Origin of the sequence: Marinomonas algarum, assembly GCF_020532605.1 — a bacterium.
GTDB classification, from domain to species: Bacteria; Pseudomonadota; Gammaproteobacteria; order Pseudomonadales; family Marinomonadaceae; genus Marinomonas; species Marinomonas algarum.
Genome location: NZ_JAJATW010000014.1, coordinates 14,984 through 33,514, shown reverse-complemented (window position 1 = coordinate 33,514; position 18,531 = coordinate 14,984). Strand labels below are relative to the sequence as shown.

Annotated in this window: 15 protein-coding genes and 9 tRNA genes; 14 read left to right on the top strand and 10 right to left on the bottom strand. The window is 44.9% G+C overall.

Going from position 1 to position 18,531, the window contains the following annotated elements; all coding sequences use genetic code 11:
- Positions 1 to 91: 91 nt before the first annotated feature.
- On the bottom strand, positions 92 to 2,506 hold the full coding sequence (locus LG368_RS10220; RefSeq protein WP_226754622.1) for a YbcC family protein: 2,415 nt from the start codon (positions 2,504 to 2,506) through the stop codon (positions 92 to 94).
- A gap of 9 nt (positions 2,507 to 2,515) precedes the next feature.
- On the bottom strand, positions 2,516 to 4,123 hold the full coding sequence (locus tag LG368_RS10215) for an NADH-quinone oxidoreductase subunit L (protein WP_226754621.1): 1,608 nt from the start codon (positions 4,121 to 4,123) through the stop codon (positions 2,516 to 2,518).
- Between the two features lie 165 nt (positions 4,124 to 4,288).
- Here LG368_RS10215 and LG368_RS10210 point away from each other — a divergent pair, with 165 nt between their 5' ends.
- The 3 genes from LG368_RS10210 to ppnN all read left to right on the top strand — a co-directional run bounded on the left by LG368_RS10210 (position 4,289) and on the right by ppnN (position 7,877).
- On the top strand, positions 4,289 to 5,188 hold the full coding sequence (locus tag LG368_RS10210) for a LysR family transcriptional regulator (protein ID WP_226754620.1): 900 nt from the start codon (positions 4,289 to 4,291) through the stop codon (positions 5,186 to 5,188).
- 44 nt (positions 5,189 to 5,232) lie between these two features.
- Positions 5,233 to 6,390, top strand: a complete 1,158-nt coding sequence (gene zapE, locus LG368_RS10205; protein WP_226754619.1) for a cell division protein ZapE — start codon at positions 5,233 to 5,235, stop codon at positions 6,388 to 6,390.
- 113 nt (positions 6,391 to 6,503) lie between these two features.
- Positions 6,504 to 7,877 carry a nucleotide 5'-monophosphate nucleosidase PpnN gene (gene ppnN / locus LG368_RS10200; protein WP_226754618.1) on the top strand — a complete coding sequence of 458 codons (1,374 nt, stop codon included), beginning with the start codon at positions 6,504 to 6,506 and terminating at the stop codon, positions 7,875 to 7,877.
- Positions 7,878 to 7,944: 67 nt separating this feature from the next.
- On the opposite strand, the gene nudC is transcribed toward ppnN, so the two are convergent.
- On the bottom strand, positions 7,945 to 8,766 hold the full coding sequence (nudC, locus tag LG368_RS10195; RefSeq protein WP_226754617.1) for an NAD(+) diphosphatase: 822 nt from the start codon (positions 8,764 to 8,766) through the stop codon (positions 7,945 to 7,947).
- Positions 8,767 to 8,990: 224 nt separating this feature from the next.
- Here nudC and LG368_RS10190 point away from each other — a divergent pair, with 224 nt between their 5' ends.
- Positions 8,991 to 10,082, top strand: a complete 1,092-nt coding sequence (locus LG368_RS10190) for a hypothetical protein (RefSeq protein WP_226754616.1) — start codon at positions 8,991 to 8,993, stop codon at positions 10,080 to 10,082.
- 374 nt (positions 10,083 to 10,456) lie between these two features.
- The gene (locus tag LG368_RS10185) at positions 10,457 to 11,524 is read left to right on the top strand and encodes a sensor histidine kinase (protein WP_226754615.1); all 1,068 of its coding nucleotides are present in this window, start codon (positions 10,457 to 10,459) and stop codon (positions 11,522 to 11,524) included.
- A gap of 7 nt (positions 11,525 to 11,531) precedes the next feature.
- Here the strand turns inward: LG368_RS10185 and LG368_RS15580 are convergent, their stop codons facing one another.
- Entirely contained in the window at positions 11,532 to 12,173 is a 642-nt protein-coding gene (locus LG368_RS15580; RefSeq protein ID WP_226754614.1) for a LuxR C-terminal-related transcriptional regulator, read from the bottom strand.
- Between the two features lie 157 nt (positions 12,174 to 12,330).
- Between LG368_RS15580 and LG368_RS10175 the strand changes: the two genes are divergently transcribed.
- The 9 genes from LG368_RS10175 (at position 12,331) to LG368_RS10135 (ending at position 14,235) form a co-directional block, all read left to right on the top strand.
- Positions 12,331 to 13,395: a polysaccharide deacetylase family protein gene (locus tag LG368_RS10175; RefSeq protein WP_226754613.1), complete on the top strand. Its 1,065-nt coding sequence runs from the start codon at positions 12,331 to 12,333 to the stop codon at positions 13,393 to 13,395.
- 63 nt (positions 13,396 to 13,458) lie between these two features.
- A tRNA-Ser gene (locus LG368_RS10170) sits at positions 13,459 to 13,549 on the top strand.
- Between the two features lie 37 nt (positions 13,550 to 13,586).
- Positions 13,587 to 13,662 (top strand) — tRNA-Asn (locus tag LG368_RS10165).
- Position 13,663: 1 nt separating this feature from the next.
- Positions 13,664 to 13,740: transfer RNA gene (locus tag LG368_RS10160), tRNA-Pro, on the top strand.
- Between the two features lie 26 nt (positions 13,741 to 13,766).
- A tRNA-His gene (locus tag LG368_RS10155) sits at positions 13,767 to 13,842 on the top strand.
- 13 nt (positions 13,843 to 13,855) lie between these two features.
- Positions 13,856 to 13,931 (top strand) — tRNA-Lys (locus tag LG368_RS10150).
- Between the two features lie 37 nt (positions 13,932 to 13,968).
- Positions 13,969 to 14,044, top strand: a tRNA-Asn gene (locus tag LG368_RS10145).
- 1 nt (position 14,045) lies between these two features.
- Positions 14,046 to 14,122 (top strand) — tRNA-Pro (locus tag LG368_RS10140).
- A 37-nt stretch (positions 14,123 to 14,159) separates the two neighbouring features.
- Positions 14,160 to 14,235 (top strand) — tRNA-Lys (locus LG368_RS10135).
- 338 nt (positions 14,236 to 14,573) lie between these two features.
- On the opposite strand, the gene LG368_RS10130 is transcribed toward LG368_RS10135, so the two are convergent.
- From LG368_RS10130 to LG368_RS10105, 6 genes are all read right to left on the bottom strand, one after another.
- Positions 14,574 to 14,657, bottom strand: a tRNA-Tyr gene (locus LG368_RS10130).
- Between the two features lie 50 nt (positions 14,658 to 14,707).
- Complete coding sequence (locus LG368_RS10125) at positions 14,708 to 15,682, bottom strand: ProQ/FINO family protein (RefSeq protein WP_226754612.1); 975 nt, start codon at positions 15,680 to 15,682, stop codon at positions 14,708 to 14,710.
- A 184-nt stretch (positions 15,683 to 15,866) separates the two neighbouring features.
- A complete protein-coding gene (locus LG368_RS10120) occupies positions 15,867 to 16,340 on the bottom strand; it encodes a hypothetical protein (protein ID WP_226754611.1) in 474 nt (157 codons plus the stop codon).
- Entirely contained in the window at positions 16,340 to 16,567 is a 228-nt protein-coding gene (locus LG368_RS10115; RefSeq protein WP_226754610.1) for a cell division protein ZapB, read from the bottom strand. The genes LG368_RS10120 and LG368_RS10115 overlap by 1 nt, the downstream gene beginning before the upstream one ends.
- A gap of 56 nt (positions 16,568 to 16,623) precedes the next feature.
- A complete protein-coding gene (locus tag LG368_RS10110; protein WP_226754609.1) occupies positions 16,624 to 17,817 on the bottom strand; it encodes a flagellar assembly protein T N-terminal domain-containing protein in 1,194 nt (397 codons plus the stop codon).
- An 8-nt stretch (positions 17,818 to 17,825) separates the two neighbouring features.
- Positions 17,826 to 18,455: an LPP20 family lipoprotein gene (locus LG368_RS10105; protein ID WP_226754608.1), complete on the bottom strand. Its 630-nt coding sequence runs from the start codon at positions 18,453 to 18,455 to the stop codon at positions 17,826 to 17,828.
- Between the last annotated feature and the right edge of the window lie 76 nt (positions 18,456 to 18,531).

Genomic DNA, 18,531 nt, shown 5'->3' with positions numbered 1-18,531 from the left:
CTCTTTCTAAACCACGAATCTAAAACACGGATCTGAAACACAGATACCCAATCGATTATTCTGATCGATTGGGTATTTTTTTATCTCACGATCACAAAGCCCGCCACTTTCTCTGATAAAAGCGCGTGATCTTGTTATCCTGCCATTGGTAAAGATAGAGCCAGTCGTTATCGACCAGATGCCTTACTAACTCGTGCTTGGCGATGATATCCGCGATGGCCTCCTGTGGCGCGTCTATATACACCGCCAGTCTGACCGGCGTATGCATCCAGTGTTGTCCATCATGAATGGATTGCTTTGACAGGCCGATACGCAGGTCGCCACCGTTGCCTTCGAAGACACCTATGCTTCCTCCGACGGCATTGTGGAGCACCTTATCGCCGCTGCCAAATTTGAAGTTGTCCGTCACTGATAGATTGTATTGCATATTGATCCAGTGACTTACCAACATGGGAGCAGTGATTATTTTTTCCAAAGTGGTGAAGTCGTGATCGAAACGGTCATCGTAATCGTGTAGAAAACTGCGTCCTTTCAGATTAACTTTGCGCGTTTTATAACGTGGTGCAATGATAAAACTGTGATTATTCGCTAGCCCCCATTCTGGGCGAACTTGTGACCAGTCATTGGCGCGTTGAATAAAGGCCTTGTTTCTAGCGGCAGCAGAAAGATGGGTTAGAGCTGGGTCTAGGGTAGCGGCGCGTTCTTTTTGGGCAGCGTACATGGCGTGTGTGAACCATCCAGAAAAGGCGGCATTGGGTTGATGATCGTAGCAGGTCAACTGATCCGTGGTGGTGTTATGCATTGCCGCGATAAATTGCGTCTGAGGTGGAATGTTTGTTCCCATTTGACTGAGCAATGTACGCACTGATGGATCATTTAACAGACTGGCTAGAACTTTTACATTGACCTCGCCACTTTGCCCACCGCAGGCGCCGCATTCCAGCCCTGTCGCGTGAAGATTATTACTGGTTTGGCTACCATGGCCGACCAGCAACACCGTCTCGGCGTAATGTTGAATCCCCATAGTGGTTAAGATCCCCATCGCCAAATCGGCCTTATCTTGATGGGTGAGCGTCACGCCTTGCTTGCTTAAATGCCATTGAGTGTGAGGCGCGAGGCGGTCAACAGGATTATCTTGCCTCTTTGGAAATAAGGTTTGTTTAAACATTTTGAAGGCGTACCACCATCCCATGGATTCCACCATAGAAAAAGAAGCGGGTGCGGCGTGTCCCCAACGGTGCCAGCGGGCTTCTTGTTGCTGGTGGTGAACGTGTTTGTCATTACTGTGTTGTTCTGTGACCTGGATGCTTGGTATCAGCAAGCCGGGTAACTGAGGGCGAGAAAACTGACTGCCTTTGGCGTGATACTCAATGGGTAAGCCAAAGAACCCAGCAAAACCAAAGGTTTGGATCCTATCCGATTGCTTTTCTAAGGCTCGACGGAAAATTTCTGAGCGAACATCAATACAGAAAATAGCCTGTAGAACAGGAGGAGTAATTGTGTGTGGTGGCGCGGACAACAAGGTTTGGTGGAGCGTGTTTTGTTCGCTTAACTCCAGCGCCATCGCCCATATTTTCAGTGACTGATTAGCGACATGATGCTCATTAATGAGTTCATCTATTTGCAGACATTGTTGTTGCCAATGTCGCTCTACGGCTCTGAAATTGGCATTGGATGTGTCTTTTAGGTAACGCCATATCACCCAATCCCATGCCATTTTAATGGCTAATAGAGACTCGACCTGAGGGTCTTTGGCCTCTGTTTCTTGTGTGCTTTTAGGCGCAAAGCCATCTAAATAAGCGAGATAGCTTCCCCAGCCATTAATGTCTAATAATAGTGAATGAGCATAGATGGCCAATGACTCGGTTTGCAGAGCCAATTCTTTGATCATCAGGGCAAAAAGCTCATCCTTATTGGTCGGTAAAGAACGAAAGTAGTCCTTAAGATTGGATTCCCCCATCAGGATGCTTAAACCCTTGTCTTCTGTGGTGATTTCTAGCCAGTGCGCATAGAGGTCTACGTCTAGGTTTGCGCTTTTTTGTCGTAATGTTGGACTTTGTTCTTGATAGTGTGCAGCGCAAAACTGACTCACTTGATGGGTGATTTCGTCATGCCAAGACATCTTATTCGTAGGGCGATATTGGTCGGCAATATCGGCAATGTTATACCACTGACGGGTCAGGTTAATCGGCTGAGACAGACGTTGAACGAGTGCATCCGTTTCGGTATCGAACTGATAATGTCGAGCCGCTTGAGCAAGAGCATTCAGTTGAATACGCCCTTGTTCAAAGTAGGAGGCATAGGTAGTAAGCGGTAAGTGAGTTTTGATGCCCGCCAGCGCGGACAACTCATCACACACCTGATCGAAAGGCCTAGCAATGTGTGACCAAAGTGGGTTGACTGCAATGAGCTTATCCAATGGCCAATTTGGTGCTATTTTCGCGGCGGCATCGGACAAGCACGCTTTATGTTGCGCAGACAATGGAGCAGAAGATGAAAGTGTCATATAGGCTCCTTAACGGTCGTTGGCTGAGTGAGAATAATGGGGGGCATTGTGTTGGTCTTTGGCCCGTGCTGGTAAGGTGACAGGCCAGATTCTTAAGACAAGGCGTGTTAACCATTCATCTAGGTATAAGCCAGCAAACAACGTGATGGAAAGCCGTCTTACCCAAGACAAATGTACTTGGTAATGCAGTAAAGCATTGATGATAAATAACAGGCTAAACAGCAGTATTGCCCATAGATCCGCTAGGGAAAACGCATCGGTGTGGCCAATGTGGGTAATAGGAAACATCACTCTCACAGTATCTTTTAGTGTGGCGTAAATGACGCATAGAAAAATACTCACAACACAGATAGACAATAATGACGGGGCGTGTTCTGAGGCGCGCCATTGAAGCACAAGCAGGCTGATGGCTAGGGCCAGCAACCACCAAGTACTGAGTGCGCCGTCAAAACCAAACAGTGTACGTACCAAGAAAACGCCAGCGGTACTAAGCGCAATAACAGAAAACCAAGCAGTTAAAGTGGGTTTGTTTTCAGACAGTCGACCGTTAGCGGACGCGCCGGACAGTGTAAGGCGAAGCGTGTCGTTAATGGCGTTGCCTGAGTTTAAGAAAGAGTAAGCTTTGTAAAATGAGTGAGCTAATAAATGCAACAAAACCAGTTCATACAAGCCCAAGGCGAACTCCATCAGCATCAACCCCATTTGAGCGCTGGTTGACCAGGCGAGTCGAACCTTGACGCTAATGCGGGTGGTCATAACAAGCGCACTGGCCAGCGTTGACAGCCCGGAGATCAATAACAGCAACCAAATCGCGTAGGAACTTTGTGCGACTAAGGGGGCAAACAGTAATACCAGATAGCCGCCTAAGTTGATCACACCCGCGTGCAGCAGCGCACTGATTGGCGTAGGGGATTCGACGACCTGAATCAACCAACCATGGAAGGGCAGTTGTGCGCACTTAATTAAAGCAGCAAGTGCAATAAGCGTTGCAGCGATGTGGTCCGTGTTTGAAAGTTCGATATTGGCATCGGCTTGTAGGGTAAGCGTATTTAAAATGTCGCTGATGTATAAGCTACCGTGTGTTTGATACAAGAGAACAAAGGCGACCAGTAAAGCCAGCTCGGCGAGGCGGGCCACGATGAATTTTTTATGGGCAGCAAGAATGGCGCGTGGGCGGTCTGGGTAAAAGGTCAGCAGATTATGCAATGACAGGCTGATGCCGAGCCAGCCCAGCCAAAAAACCACCAGATGATTGGATGTGACGGTCACCGACACCGAGGCCAGAGTGAACATTAACCAGCGATAATAGCGTTTGCTGCGTGTTTGCCCTGCCATATAGTGACGAGAAAATGTGATCAGTACCCAACCCATGATGGTGACTAATCCAAGCATGATTTGGCTAAGGGAGGTGTGACGAATCCAATGTGAGGCTTGCCAAGCATCAGCAAACACGTAACTAATGGGAAACATCAGTAAAAAAATCATCAGCAGAGAACGGCTTAACCAAACGGCTTTTTGGGGCACCGATGCGGTGTTCGTTCGGCCCGCATACCATCCTCCTAAAAAGAACATGATAGGGATAAAAATAGGCAAAAAACTCAAAGCAACGAGAGGCACGCATTGTCTCCAAGAAGAGGGATAAAAGAAAAAAGCATTATGACCCTTGTATTTTGTTAATAAAAATACATATATTGAAAGTTATTGTTCTGTTTTATTTATGTAAAAATTTGTTTTAATAATCCGTAACGGAAAAGTTCGGTTTAGGCTTGTATAAGGTGCGCAGTGAGTCGATTAAATTACCATCATTTGTATTATTTTTGGCAGGTGTCAAAAAGTCCAAGCCTGACGGAAGCCGCTGAAAAGTTGCATATTTCCCAATCCGCCTTGTCGGCGCAAATTAAGCAGCTAGAACACAATCTTGGTGTGGCTCTGTTTATTCGTCAGGGGAGAAAGCTTGTTTTAACCGATGTGGGACGTCGAGTCCTAGCCTATGCGCAAGACATCTTTAATACAGGGGAAGAACTGGAAAACTTTCTACAAAAAGGGACGGCAAGCACCAATCAACATATTACGCTGGGCGTGCAGAGTAATTTGTCGAGAAATTTTATTGAAAGCTTTATTGCCCCTTTATTGCAAAGTGATAATGTCAGCTTTTCCCTTTCATCACGAGGGATCACTGACTTACTTAATGGACTGGTGAATCATGAGTTAGACTTAGCGTTAACAAATCGCCCTATTTTAAGTGAAAGCAAAGAAACCACTTGGCAGAATCAACTGGTGGCGCGTCAAGCCGTGGCAATCATTGGTCCCTATGGTGAAAAGCCGCCGTTACCGTTTCCCCAAGGGTATTCGGATAAAAAATGGATTGTACCAGGGAAAAATACCGACATTCGTTCGGCGTTTGAGTCTTTTTGCGCCACGCATCAGTACTATCCAGATATTAAAGCGGAAGTGGATGATATGGCGATGTTGCGTCTTTTGGCGCGGGACAGCGGCTATTTGTCAGTGCTTCCGGCCGTTGTGGTTAAAGATGAAATTGAATCCAAACAGCTAGAAGACTATGAACCTATACCCCAGGCGTTTGAAAGTTTTTATGCCATTACCGTCCCTCGTAAATTTGCCGCTCAGTCCGTGTTAGACCTTATCAATACGGCCATGACAACCTACTCGGTTGAGCCATAAAATCACGATAAAGACCCACAAAGTAATGAATCTAAGAGGCACTGATGTCATCACCATTAGCATATTATCAAGCGTGTTTAGCCCGTCATGAGGTAACCTACGACCCGTCTCAACAGCCTGCTTTACAAGCGCTCAATCGTCTTTATCAAGATATTGTGACGGAGAAAAACCGTCATGACCATGAGCCAATCAAAGGTGTGTATTTATGGGGAGACGTAGGACGTGGTAAAACCTTTCTGATGGATGCTTTTTACAGCGGTCTTCCTGATGGTGTTGCCTTACGTTTGCACTTTCATCACTTTATGGCGCGATTACACCGTGAGCTAAACTTGGCATTTGGTCAGAAAAACCCGTTGAAAAGCATTGCAAAGCGTCTAGCATCAGAGTGTCGAGTATTGTGTTTTGATGAATTTTTTGTCTCTGATATTGGTGACGCTATGCTGCTAAGTGGGCTAGTTGACGCCTTATTTGAGGAGGGAGTGGTGCTGGTGGCGACGTCAAATATCGCTGTAGAAAACTTGTTTCAGACACAGCTGCAAAAGGCTCGCTTTACCCCTACGATTGCCTTGTTAACGTCTCACCTTGAGTGCCTTCACCTGACAGGCGAAGCGGATCATCGATTACGCCATACTGACACCTCGCCCATTTACTTTATTAAGTGTAAAGCAGATGAATCAGGATGTTTAAAACGCTTCACAGAATACGCTGAGGGAGTGTTTTCCACTGAGCCCTTGCGTGTTTGCCGTCGCTCGATTGACGTGATTCGAGTGGCAGAAAACATGGCTTGGTTTGATTTTTCTGCGTTGTGCTATGGTCCAAGATCTTCTTTGGATTACATAGAGTTAGCGCAACAATACCCCATGATAATGATCAGCAATATCCCTGAACTCAGCAGTGAGCCTTATGAGCACATTAAAGCGCGGGGAACAGAAGATGGTGCGGTCGGCTCAGGAGAAACAGGTGAGCGTGCGGTAATGTTAAGTGTAAATGATGATGCCGTGCGGCGTTTTATCAGCTTGGTGGACGAGTGTTACGACCATCAGGTTGTGCTGGTGTTAGAAGCGGACGTTGAATTAGAGCAGCTTTATACAAATGGCATCTTGTTGTTTGAGTTTCGCCGAACCTACAGTCGTCTAATTGAAATGACGTCGCACTATTATCAAGGTTTGAGAGCAAAGCGTCGTCAGCGTGAAAAGTATTAAGAATGCTTGATAAAACAACAAGGTACGATCACTATGAAGTGAAGGGCCATAACGGCAAAACCTATTGATAATAGAACATTAACAACAGCCCCAATAAAAAGAGGAGGGCGATCATGCAGAATGAAGATCGCGTAGATGCGTTAGTTGCACCTAGAGGTGCTTTAGAAATGTTATCGCAAGATGAAATGGCGCGCTTGTCAGAAGAGTCCGGCCCATTTCATGACTTATTTCACCGTTGTGCGTTGGCTATTTTAAATTGTGGCAGTGACTCTGATGACCCACAAGCCGTAGCAGATGAGTTCAACGATTTTGAAATACGCATTGTGCAACAAGAGCGCGGTGTGAAATTGCAGCTGAAAAACGCCCCAGGCAGTGCATTTGTCGACGGTAAGATGATTAGCAGTGTACGAGAAATGCTGTTCAGTGTGCTGCGAGACATCATTTTTACCCAGCACGAATACAGTTTAGACAGTGGTTTACAAGGTGCGAGCTCAGCGAAGTTGACCAACTTGGTGTTTGAACTGTTGCGTAACGCCGATGTGTTTCGTCGTATTCAATCGCCAGACATGATTGTTTGTTGGGGCGGCCATTCCATTGCTCGTTATGAATACGATTACACCAAGCGTGTTGGCCATGAGCTTGGGTTGCGTGAATTGAATATTTGTACCGGCTGTGGTCCCGGTGCAATGAAAGGGCCAATGAAGGGTGCGACAATCGCCCATGCGAAACAGCGCACCAAAGACGGTGTTTACCTTGGCTTAACAGAGCCTGGCATTATCGCGGCGGAATCACCTAATCCAATTGTGAATCAACTGGTGATCATGCCAGACATAGAGAAGCGCCTTGAAGCCTTTGTGCGTGCTGGTCATGGTATTGTGGTTTTCCCTGGTGGCGCGGGCACAGCGGAAGAAATCCTCTATATTTTAGGGATTTTACTGCACCCTAAAAATACGGATTTGCCGTTTCCTCTGGTGTTCACCGGCCCCAAAGAGAGCGCGGCCTACTTCGAGCAAATACATGCCTTTATTGGTGATGTGCTGGGTACGGAGGCACAAAGTAAATATCGCATTATTATTGAAGACGAAGTGGAAGTGGCTCGGGTCATGAAGCAAGGCATGGAAGACGTTCGACAATACCGTAAAGCGCACCAAGATGCGTTTTATTACAATTGGAAATTGTATATTCCCGAAGAGTTCCAACACCCATTCGAGCCAACCCATGACAATGTGCGTAAGTTAAATCTGAATTTTGATCAAGATACCCATTTGTTAGCAGCGGATTTACGACGTGCGTTTTCGTCCATCGTGGCAGGGAATGTAAAAGTACAAGGCGTGGCGCATATCAAAGAATTTGGCCCGTTTGAAATTCACGGTGATAAGGCGTTACTGGCGAAATTAGACGCACTTTTGCAAGCGTTTGTTGATCAGCAACGAATGAAGCTGCCAGGCAGTGCCTATGTGCCTTGTTATAAGGTCATTAGTGAATAGAAAGTGTGGTAATAAACATTGAAAAGGGCTTCATCTGAAGCCCTTTTTTGTACTGTGTAGCGCTTTTTTAGACATCGTTGGTTTTCATATGCTCCACATGACGATGAATCAGTTGCCCTGAAATAGTGGCCAGATTGGGTGTATGGGGTAGATCGTCTATCGGATACCAGTCTGCTTCATCGATTTCACCCGGCGCGGGGGTGATTTCTCCGCTGTCGTAATCCGCAAAGAAGCCGACCATGAGCTGATGAGGGAAAGACCAAGGCTGGCTGTCCACATAACGAATGTTAGAGACTTCTAATCCGACCTCTTCACGAATTTCACGGGCAACGGCTTGCTCCAGTGTTTCGCCGGCTTCAACAAACCCCGCAATGTTACTGAATTTGCCTTTTGGAGCGTTGATGCCCCGTGCCAGCAGTATCTGATTGTCCTTGCGAATAGACACAATGATGCAAGGGGAAATCCTTGGGTAATGTCTTAATTGACACGATGGGCAGATCTTAGCGTGTTCTTTAGGGTGCTTTTCTGGCATAGCCGTGCCGCATCGACCGCAGAATTGATGGTCTCTGTCCCACGTTGACAATTGATGAGCACGGCTTAGCAGCAGGTAATGAGCTTGATCTTGTTCGAACAGCAACTCGCGTAAACTCGTTTCAGTAAATCCTTTTGGCACCGACTCAAAACGACAAACAAATATATCTTTTATCTCATCTTCCTGTGTTTGCCATTCACCGCAATAAACGGCGTTCATCTTGGCATTAGGTTGAAAGTGTGTAAAAGGAATCAAGAATTGATCTTCTGCTTCGACCAGTACCTGATTGCGATGTAAAAGGATGTAGAGTGCGTCTTGGTGAGGAAGAGGGTGCGTCTGCGTGCCAATGTTTAACATGTTACTGCTCGGTTACAACGAAAAGAATTACGCTAACGCGATCGCCTGTAATACGCAATAACTGAAAAGTGGTAACTGGAAGACAATCGTCGACAGATAGAATTATTAGGCAGTTGCTAGAGAATTTCACCCTTTAAGGTGAAGTCTTCAAAAAGAAAGCGCTTTAATCTTTGCTCAATCTGTTCTTATTTGTGCTCTTTGTGAATTATTAAAGGATTTATACGATGCTGCGTTCTTTATTTATTGTGTCTTTGGGTCTGTCTTCTTCCTGCTTGTATGCCGCCGATGAGGTGTTTGACCCTGCTAGCGTGTCTTGTGCCTTAGAGGCGAGTGACTTTAAAAAAATGTATATAGGCGAGAAAGGCAACTATGAATGGAAGAAAGGCTTAGCGCAAATATCTCAAAGCACGGGGTTCTTTAATGTAGAAACCTTGTCTCCAAGTGGTCGTAATGCCTGTCAGGTAGAGCTTAGTCAGCATCAGTGTTTGACCATGCTTATGGATGAAAATTGGGAAGATAAGTTCGGCACAAACTCAGGTACGTTTAGTTGTGTGAATTTGCGTACAGGAGAGGCCATTCCTGCGGGAGACTTGGCGTATCAAAATGGCGTGCAAGAGCGCATGATCAAAATGCGTTGTCCACACGGTACGGATATTTCTGAATGCAGTAATGACTCGAATAGCAAACGAGGCAATGATTTTCGCGCGCAAGTGTTAAAGGCAAATAATCTAGAAATGGAGTCAGTTTGTGCTGGCTATATTCGTGAACCACGCTACTTTACCGGTGGTAAAGTAGGAGATAGAGCAATGTGTGCCCTGACCAATCAACAGGGTGAGGCGCTGTACAAGGTGATTATTCCGATGGAGTATTCACATGCCCAGCCGCTGAAAAAGCTCGACGGTACTTATGTTTCTTATCGACCAAAAGAAGTGAGCATTGACACCAGTAATCTAGCAGCCAGTGAGGCGCTCTTTATGCAGGAAACGCCTTTAGGGGACATGGTGTCAGGTAATTCGGAAGAGATTCTAGCGACTAGCATGCGTTGTACGTCTGCTATGTTTGGTTTGATGAGGGGAACAGAGGCGACAGTGGATGAAATTGAAGAGGTACTCAATATAACCACGGCTCGAATAAGCCAATGGAGCGCGACCAAAGGTGTGCTCATTCCAGGTGATGAGGGCATTGATCAAGCGACTCGACTTTACAACTTAGCCGAATATCATTTGAATCAGATTGCCAGCCAGCAAGACGCAGCAATGATACAAGCGGATACAAAAAGCTGTGTTCCACTTTTTCAGCAGACAGGACTTTTCTAAACATTGTTTTCAGTGAGAGGCTTGTCTCGATAAAGGGTAGCTGATAAAAAAGAATGTCAATTTTATCATGCCTTAAGAGCTGCTTATTTGATGACACCATCTTCCCACTTTCTTCGAGAGCACCCACTAGCTGAGTCTTTGCGCCGCGAGCTTCATCAAACCTTTATAAAGGAGATGACCTCGCGGATGCCCTTTTCTCTAGTCGTTCTGGTAGCAATCGCGTTTTTCTTTAGCAAGGCTAACTCGTTGACATTGATGTGGTGCTGGTATAGCGCTGCTGCTATCACCGGTCTTTTTTCATTCTTTGTGTTGAGTCTTCATCGTCAGGTATTAAAGCGCAGTGACGATTATTCGTATGCTCAATATCAACGCTGGTGCTTAGTGGTTTACTTTATTGCTTTGCTTTGGGGGGGTTATACAGTTCTGTCGCGCTGGTGTTTTTCCCTAACGCAAATGAGATTGAAATTATTACGGTGGTGATTGTTTTAATCTTGAATGCGTCTATTCCTTCTTTAACCAAGGGCAACGACCCTTGGATATACATCCTTTTTGTTGCGCCTGTTTTTGCTTGCTTTACCTGGCAAATTGACTATTTGGAAATAGAGCAATATTGGCTGCTTACTATTATGCTGCCAGTCGCTTGTGTTTGCTTGATTGTGTTTAGTGTGATGACACATAAAGAGCAGATGGAGCATACGGTATTGCGTATTCTCTATAAAGAAGCAGAGCTAAAAGCAGTGGAAGCGACCCTTGATAAAACGCGTTTTTTGGCTGCAGCGAGCCATGATTTACGCCAGCCTTTACAAGCCACTCAGATGTATTTACAAGGGGTATTGACTTTGCCATTGTCGGCTCAAGCGGAAGCCTTAATTAAGAAAGCCAAATTAGCCTCAGTCGATACTAATCATTTGCTTGATAAACTATTAAATCTGTCTGCCTTAGATGGAAAGGGGATGACAGCAAGTATGAGCCTTTCACCGTTACGGCCTGTAATAGAAAAAGTGGTGGATCAGTGTCTACCATTTGCCCAGCAAAAAGGGCTGTTGTTAAACGTAGAAAATATGGAGGTGAGTGCGTATTTTGACGAGTTGTTTTTGCAACAAATTTTGCAAAATCTTGTGTCTAATGCCATTAAATACACAGAGCAAGGTGGTATTTCTATTTATGCAGAGCAAATTGAGCAGCACCTTATAGTGTCCATAAAAGACACAGGAATTGGTATTTCTAATACAGATCAAAAGCGTATTTTTGATGAGTTCTTTCAAGTACAGACAGAAGGGGAAGGTCAGGGGCTTGGGTTATCAATTGTAAAGCGTTTGTGTGCATTGCAAGGCATCGCACTGTCGGTTTCATCTTGTTGTGAAAAAAATGGTGGCAATGAAGCAGACGATTCATGGGGCACAGTATTTACTTTATCCTTACCTCTGCATGAATCTAACTGACGAGAGTTTAGTGTCTGGACAGCAGATTCAGTCCACGAGCGCGGGTAATGCATTGGGAGCGATTACTCACATTGAGCTTGTCAAGCATGAGGCGAACATGGGTTTTTATGGTGTTTTCACTTAAGCAAAGCTGATGGGCAACTTGCTTAGTGGTAGCGCCTGATTCAAGCAGTTGCAGAATGTGAATCTGGCGCTCGGTCAATAAGGTTCGGCTGCTTTCGTAATGCTCAAGCTGTTGTTGATGATGTGGAGAGCATACCCAAGACTCACCATCGGTAATGCGATCAGCGAATGCGAGAATGTCGGCTGCGTCAGCGTCTTTGGTTATGTAGCCCCGAAGACCGAGCTTACGCAAAGCTAATGCTTTTTGGGGTTGAAAAGTGGCTGAGCATATCATCACGTTATCTATTTCTGCTTGCTTTATCTGCATGTACAACTCTTCGTTGATGCATTCAGGCATCTGTAAATCAAGAATAATAAGAGAGTAGTGAGTGTGCTGTAGGCGTTTTATCGCTTGGTCGGTTGTTGTTGCTGTGTCTATTTTGAGTGAAGGGCGTAGAAGAGATAATACGATGGATAGAGCGTCAGCAAACATAGCGTGATCGTCTATTAAAAGCCATCTGATACGTTCAGAATGAAGAGCGTTCACTTTTTCATAGACCTTTACGGAAGTTAATCATTGCAGCGAAAAATAAGATATTAGCGGTAATTAGAGTGAGACGCCAGTTTGTCTTTTCAAATGTCACTGTGCATCCTTTAAATGCATCGCGTAGAATATTAACCAACACAATACTCAAGGAAGTAACATGTCGTCTAAATCTTATCTTGCAGCCCTCATAGGAGGCGTGATGTTAAGCGCATCTACACAAGCGCAAGACTACCTGCCAGTTCTGCAATATCACCATGTGAGTGATACCACACCGAGGTCTACCTCTGTGACACCGGAGGAGTTTGCCGAGCACATGAATTACCTACAAAGTGCAGGCTTTCAGGTGGTTGATTTGCGAAAAGCGTTAGATGACCTGAAAGCCAATACACCATTACCCAGCAAAGCGGTTGCGATTACGTTTGATGATGCTTATAGAAACATTTATCAATCAGGTTTTCCTGTGCTAAAGGCCAATAACTTTCCATTTACGGTGTTTGTTAATTCAGGTCCTGTGGAACGTAACAGTCGTAGCTTTTTGAGCTGGGAGCAGATGAGAGAAATGCAAGCCGTCGGCGGAGTGTTTGCTAATCATACGGAGAACCACCCCTATATGCTTCGTAAAGCGGCTGATGAGAGCGATGATGCGTGGTTGGTGCGTATGTCTGAAGAGTTAGATGTAGTCGAAACGGCGCTGATCAAGCAACTTGGCGAATCACCGAAGATGTTGGCTTATCCTTATGGTGAATCCATCCAGCAGATTCGTGATATGGTGAAAGGCAAAGGGTTAATAGCATTCGGCCAACAATCGGGAGTAATCAGTGCAGAGTCAGACTTTCAGAACCTGCCTAGATTCCCTGCTTCAGGCCCCTATGCTCGCTTGTCCACGTTAAAAACGAAGCTAAACTCAAAGCCAATGCCTTTGTTAGCCGAAGAGGCGGGTGGTGACTATGCAACAAGTCAGCCTGTTTCTATTCGGTTGGCGTTTAAAGACGGACAGTATCGTCTAAAAGACCTGGCGTGTTATGTCTCTGGACAGGGTAAAGCGACGCTGGATTGGGTCTCTGATAAAGAGGTTGTTGCAACGGCCAGTGAAGCGTTTAATGTAGGTCGTGGGCGTATTAACTGTACCATGCCTGATCAAACAGGACGCCAGTATTATTGGTATTCAAATGTCTGGATCCGTCCAGGTGCAGAACAGGTCTATATGAGCGAAAAAAGTTAAGCTTTTTTTGAAAAAAATGTTGCACTGAAATTTCAAATCAGTATTATACATCTCGCTCGCAACGGAGGGGTGGCAGAGCGGTTTAATGCACCAGTCTTGAAAACTGGCGTAGGTTAATAGCCTACCGAGAGTTCGAATCTCTCCTCCTCCGCCATTTATTAAATGGTTGTTGTAAGTAAGATAAAATTAGTTCCTCGATAGCTCAGTTGGTAGAGCAAATGACTGTTAATCATTGGGTCACTGGTTCGAGTCCAGTTCGAGGAGCCATCGGAGTATAGCGCAGTCTGGTAGCGCGCCTGCTTTGGGAGCAGGATGTCGGGGGTTCGAATCCCTCTACTCCGACCATTATTTTATCATCACCATTAGTAATGGTGGGCGTAGCTCAGTTGGTAGAGCTCCGGATTGTGATTCCGGCGGTCGTGGGTTCAAGCCCCATCGTCCACCCCATTACTAGATAGTTGGGTCGTTAGCTCAGTTGGTAGAGCAGTTGACTTTTAATCAATTGGTCACTGGTTCGAATCCAGTACGACCCACCAACTATCTCTTGTTATATCCTGCACTAACCTGATTAATTCCTCGATAGCTCAGTTGGTAGAGCAAATGACTGTTAATCATTGGGTCACTGGTTCGAGTCCAGTTCGAGGAGCCATCGGAGTATAGCGCAGTCTGGTAGCGCGCCTGCTTTGGGAGCAGGATGTCGGGGGTTCGAATCCCTCTACTCCGACCATTAGTTTAGAGTATAAAAATTTAAGCAATTCATGAGCGGGTCGTTAGCTCAGTTGGTAGAGCAGTTGACTTTTAATCAATTGGTCACTGGTTCGAATCCAGTACGACCCACCATCTTATCCTCCCTGTTATTTCCTTCCTTTTTATTTGATTTTCTCTTATTAATAAAATCTGCTATCTGCTATCTGCTATCTGCTATCTGCTATCTGCTATCTGCTATCTGCTATTGATTTGATTACCTACGATATTTGAGGTGATAGTGGCTGGATTGAGTGGTGTGGAGGTGAGCGAGGTGTTGTGATGGGATTAGATTTAGAAAATGTGGATAAGTCTGTGCTTAAGGTGTGGTTTTATCCAAAAAATACAGCGTTTATATCTTTTGAAATATTTTATGGGTGAGGTTTTAACAATATATTAGAAGATGTTTAACATTAATTTTAGATAAAAATTAATGGTGGAGGGAGGTGGATTCGAACCACCGAAACTTTCGTGGCAGATTTACAATCTGCTCCCTTTGGCCACTCGGGAACCCCTCCACAGCAACGCGACGTATAGTATACGTCGCGTATGACTATGTAAATAGTTTTTATGATTTATTTAATAATTTTTCTAGCTTCGCTTTCATACGCTCTTCTGGTGAAAGGTTGTCATATTGAGTGTCTTGCTGAGGCGCTTGCTTAGCGACTTTTGGTTTGCTCGCTTTGGCTTTGTCATTCGACTGCTCTGAAGTGCGTTGCTTAGGTTTTGCTGAGCGTTGTTGAGTGGGCTTATCTTTCCATGGACGAGACATTGTAGTCTTCGCTTTTTTAGGCAACATGGATTCAGGTAAGGCCGGTTCGTTGTTAACAGCAACTCCCTCTAGATCGACTCGTGGTTGCCCAGTCAAAAGGCATTTTTTATAACGATCTGAGCGTGTGTAAGCTGCTAGTGCACGTTTTTGCTTGCTGGCATTGAAATCATCATCGAGCACCATGTCCTTATCAATGCCTACCTTCAGCGGCTTAGGTTGATTCCAATCAAACGCTTTCGGATAACGGTCTTCAAGCATTTTAATAAGACGACGGTTGTTCTTCTGGTTCTTTTGACGTTTTCTTTGTTCTGGTGTCAAAGTCACCGTTGCCGTCTCTGTCGCTACTGCTGTATCACTTGGCTCCTGCGCACTAGTGTCTTGGGTCTCGACAAGTTTGCCGTCTTCTTGCAAGCCGTTAAGCTCAGGTTGTTGTGTAGTCATGTAATCAATCTGTTCTGTTGTCGTGGTAGTGGTGCTGCTATCAGCATGCTCGTGCAATACATCATGACGGTGTTGTTCAACGGTGTCTGATGGTACTGCTTGCTCAGTGGTCGACGTGATGTCCAGTAGATCAAGAGAGTCTTCTATATAAAGCTGCAATTGATCTTGATTGGACTGATCGGCCATTTGTTGCAATAAGTCCATTGAGGTGCTGCTTTCAATGGTAGAGGGGGCAGAGCCCTTTAATTCTTGTATTTCCTCGTGGGCATCTCTTAGCTGCTGGGTTAGCCAGTCAATCTTTGCTTCGAGTTTGGCAATAAGTTGTTCCATAAAAACACAAAGCTCAATTTTTTAATGGTGTCAGCGGAATACTGGGTGTGTTGCTGGTACCAAGCATTTCTCTGCGCTGATCATCATTTGGCAGAGTGACGGAGATAGCATTACCGTTTGGCCACCAAACAAAGGTTATTGTGATTAGAGTGCTGGCAACAAAAATAGGAAAAAAGTTCATTTTTTAAAAAGTCAGTCCGGCGCCAATCATAACGTGTCTATCGTAGGTTTCACTGCTGCTGTTTAATATTCTTACGAAGACATCTAAACGTGATGCATCAGAGGTGGCTACACGAAAGCCCGCTTCTGGATAGAAGACAGTATCGTCTAAAAATGAAACGCCACCGCCGAGAAAAGACCACATAGGGATGCCTGGGAATATTTGAAAGGCCGGTGTAGCACTGTAAAAGCGAGACCCTAAAGAAACAGAGCTTTCGAATGTTTCACCGATAACAAAAGAAAACCCACCATAAAATGAGATATTTTCTGGTAGGGTATATTCCATTGAGGCATCAAGAATCGAGGTGACATTTTTTTGTCCGTCTGCCGTATCAGGACGAGCAGCAGCGGACTGAAAGCTCACTAAACTCGCAATTTGTCCTTCAGCAGACGCATTCGCACTGAGTAAAACTAAAGCTGCAAGTAAAAGTGGTTTCATTATTTATTATCCATCTCGTTTAAGCGGTTCAGCATTTGAGAAAGAGAAGATTCCCAATTTGATTGCTGCTCTTTTGTTTGATTTAAGCTAGTTTGCATGTCGTTTTTCTCTTCACTTAGCTCGTAGTTTTGCATTTCTAATTCAGAAATACGAGTGCGAAGGGAGCTGATTTCGTCAACGGCTTCGTTGATGCGTTGTTCTAGGTGATGTAATAATTCATTGTTCATTGTATTAATCCTAAAAAATAAAAATGGCCGTTAATAAGTCGACGTCTTATGTTAAGTTACCAAGCGATTACGACATCTTGTTGCTGAACATTTAATATATGTGAATCAACAACCAGTTCACCCACTGAAAAGTTTGGTTGAACTTGCTTGATTGTAACACTGATATTGGCATTATTCAGCTGAGTTTGCGCCGATTGAAGTTGATTAAAGACCTCATATCGACGATAAACATTAAATTTATCGCCTTGTTTGACGCCAGCCAAAGATCCCGCTGAAATATGAATACGATTACCTTCAGTGCGAAAGATATTGGCGATAAAAGGTTGGCAGCGTAACTGGTCACTGGTGTCGAGAGCACTTTCTTTTAAGGCTTGAGCAACCACTTTACCATAGTGAACAGTCCAGAACTTTGCGCTGCCAAAGCCAACTCTAGCATGGTCAGAAATATCCCAATTGCCGATTTCACTGTAGCGGTGCTCAAAGAGCAATGCACCACTGAATCCGTCGTAAATATAAATATCAACAACAAAGTTACGTTCTTTATCTATTTCCGTATCACTGTCGAGAGCATTGTATTTATCGTCTGGGAAACGTAAGTACAGCTCGCCGATATCACGAATAACCCCACTGACAATATACTGTACGCCAAGCTGTTCACTAATACGGGTTACATTGGTCAAAGAGCCATTAATGTTGGTTGAAGAAGGTGCGTTAATAAGGTCAGGGTAAATCGCAATATTAGTGGCGGTCAGAGCTCTTAAATAGCCCTGTCGATTAATGGCCTCAGCCAATTTTTTGGGAAGTTCGCGGGAGATGTTGTTGAGTCCACCTAGCCTTGCCTGTTGTGGTGACTGTAATTCAAAGCCAGTGACACCAACGGTTTTTTTATAATAGCTGGTCGGTCCGGTGCTGCATTGAGAGTCGGGGGTGACTTCAACGCGGGCTAATACACGTAAAAAATCCCCTTCTTGCTCTTCAGAGAGAATGCGGGCTTTTTGAACATACCCAGAACTGCGAATGTCGAGGCTGGATTCGAGTTCGCCATTAAGGATTTCATCTTTTACATTGACTCTGGAGCCAGATTCAAGCACGGCTTGCTTTATTGCTTGCTGTGTTGCCCGGTAACGTGCATCCACTAGGTCACCATCATAAATAATGGCTTGACCTTCCGCATCAACACTTTTTGCAAAAGTGGTAACGGGGAACAGCAAAAGTAGGGTCAGAAATAACGCGTGAAAAGGCATCAACATGGTTATTTTTATTCAATGCTATAAAAATTAGTGGTGGGTGTGGAACTTTGAGCGTTAACCGTTCTATACGCTGGCGATACCTGACAATTTGGGTCATTTTGTAGGCTAGAGGAATTTAAACACTGTCGAAAGTTTTCTTGCAGTGCCATTTCCACAACGGTTTCAAAAGTGCCGTCTTCGTGTTCTCTTTGTGATACCACTTTTGCGCCGATTAAATACGCATCAACGTAGGTTCTTAATTCATCGTTTTGCAACACCATGTTGCTCAATGAACTGGAGCCATCAATTTTCAAACCATATACTCGTTCTGACAGGTTTCGGTAAGCGTCCAACATGGAGCTACGAAGTGTCATGATGCGTGCCTGTGATTGAGAAAGGCGTTTACTGGTAATAAGCGCAGCGTATCCGGTTGCTGTGACGATGATAGGCTCTTGTTTGATCACTGCAACCGTATTGACTTTAGCTGTGGTTGGCTGTGCGTAGTTTGTTGCTGTATTGCCGCCAACAACATTACCATTACAGGGCGCAACAGACGTACAAGGCTCTCCGTTCTCGTTATACTGAGCCAAATTCTGACAGCCACTTAGAATGAGTGCGCCAATGGCAATAAGAAAAATGTGAAGTGATGATGTCATCATTGTGCCCTTAATCTTGGAGATCCAGTCGTTGGAAATCACAGTATGCATGTTTAAACGGAGTAAGCCGAGTGACTCA